We start from the raw sequence: 1,829 nt of genomic DNA, 5'->3' as shown, positions 1-1,829 counted from the left end.
AGCCCATCCGGCTCGAGAAGAAGACGAACATGGCCGCGGAACGCCACGCGCGAGCGCTGGCTCCCCCGAAGAGGGAGCTTCCATCGCCGACATGTGGAAGACTGGAGCGGGCGAAGGGATTCGAACCCTCGACCCCGACCTTGGCAAGGTCGTGCTCTACCCCTGAGCTACGCCCGCTCGGCGTTTCGGGGCCGAAGCCCCGTGGGTGAGGCGCGGCTACTAGCGCCGCTTTTCGCGGGCCGCAACCCCCTTCGCGGCCTTGTGTCATTCGCGCGGCGAAACCACATAGGTGCGGTCAAATCGGGAGACATGGATCTTGGCGACCCTGGGAATGAGTGCCGCCGATCGCGAAGCGGTCGAATTGTTCAAGCGCGACGTGATCGAGCCTTCGATGGAGGCGCTCGTCATCCTCGATTTCTGGGCGGAATGGTGCGGGCCGTGCAAGCAGCTGACGCCGGTGCTGGAGAAGGTCGCTGCCGCCTATGCCGGGCGCGGCGTGAAGCTGGTCAAGGTCAACGTCGACGAGCAGAAGCTGATCGCGGCGCAGTTTCGCGTCCAATCGATCCCCACCGTCTACGCGGTCTTTCAGGGCCAGCTGGTCGCCGATCTGACCTCCGCGCGCACCGAAGGCGCGCTCGGGCAGATCCTCGACCAACTCTTGCGCCAATTGCCGATCCAGGGCGCCGACGATCAACGCCACGAGGATATCGTGCCACTGATAACGATGGGCGAGGAGGTGCTCGAATCGGGCGATGTCGAGCGGGCGCTGTCGATCTTCTCGCAGCTGACCGAACTGGCGCCCGAGGATCCGGCGGTGATTGCCGGCCACGCCCGCGCCCTGATCGCCGCCGGCCAGCGCGAGGAGGCTGAAACGCTGCTTGCGTCGGTGCCCGAGGACAAGGCCAAGGATGCGGGGATCGCGCGGGCCCGCGCCGCGCTGGCGCTCGCCGGCGATACGGCGCCGAGCGATGATCTGAGCGCGCTTCGGGCGCGGGTGGCGGCGAATCCCGACGATCAGGAGGCGCGTTACGAACTCGCCGGCGCGCTGATGACGCAGGATCGCGACGCGGCGGCCGACCTCCTGCTCGGCGCGATCGAGCGCGACCGCGAGTGGAACGAAGGCGCGGCGCGCAAACGCCTGTTGACCCTGTTCGAAGCGACCGGACTGGAAGATCCGTGGGTGGCGGCGCAGCGTCGCCGGCTTTCTGCGGTGCTGTTCGGCTGATGCTCAAGACCGGCGTCCGGCTTTCGATCTTTCCGCTCAGCGGCGCGCTGCTGCTGCCGCGAAGCGTGCTGCCGCTCCACATCTTCGAACCGCGTTACCGTGCGCTGGTCGGCGACGCGCTGGCGCGTGACCGCCGGATCGCGATGATCCAGCCCCTCGCGGGGCAGGAGGGGGAGGACCGACCCGAGCTGTTCGACGTCGGCTGCGTCGGCAAGATCGAGCAGGTCGAGGCTCTGCCCGACGGCCGCTTCAATCTGGTGCTTGGAGGGCTCACCCGTTTCCGCCTGCTGAGCGAGCAGGAGGTCTCGACACCGTTCCGCCAGGTCATGGGCGACGTGGAGAGCTTCGCCGAGGACGAGGCCGATCCCGAGCCGCTGCCCGCCATCGTCCGTGCGGGTATCGAGCAGGGGATGCGCGCGTTCGTCGATGCGCACGGCTATTCGATCGATTGGGACGATCTGGAGCGGCTCGACGACGAGGCGCTGGTCAACGGCCTGTCGCAGGCGATCCCGTTCGACGTTCTCGCCAAGCAGGCGTTGCTGGAGACGGCAGACCTGGCGACGCGCGCGGCGCTGCTCACCGATCTGCTGCGCTTTTCCGCCGC

General features: G+C 67.9%; 2 protein-coding genes and 1 tRNA gene. 2 read left to right on the top strand and 1 reads right to left on the bottom strand.

The genetic code is table 11. The features are described from left to right. Window positions 1–102: 102 nt before the first annotated feature. Window positions 103–177, bottom strand: a tRNA-Gly gene (locus ACOJSF_RS08350). A gap of 154 nt (window positions 178–331) precedes the next feature. Here ACOJSF_RS08350 and ACOJSF_RS08345 point away from each other — a divergent pair. Continuing rightward, on the top strand, window positions 332–1,225 hold the full coding sequence (locus ACOJSF_RS08345) for a tetratricopeptide repeat protein (protein WP_420141754.1): 894 nt from the start codon (window positions 332–334) through the stop codon (window positions 1,223–1,225). Further along, the coding region (locus tag ACOJSF_RS08340; protein WP_420141753.1) for an LON peptidase substrate-binding domain-containing protein at window positions 1,225–1,829 on the top strand (605 nt) is incomplete at its 3' end. The genes ACOJSF_RS08345 and ACOJSF_RS08340, both read left to right, overlap by 1 nt.

The organism is Sphingomonas sp. (assembly GCF_048594985.1).
Lineage (GTDB): Bacteria > Pseudomonadota > Alphaproteobacteria > Sphingomonadales > Sphingomonadaceae > Sphingomonas_I.
Note: the sequence above shows the minus strand (reverse complement) of the source record. Positions and strands in the feature narration are given on the sequence as shown.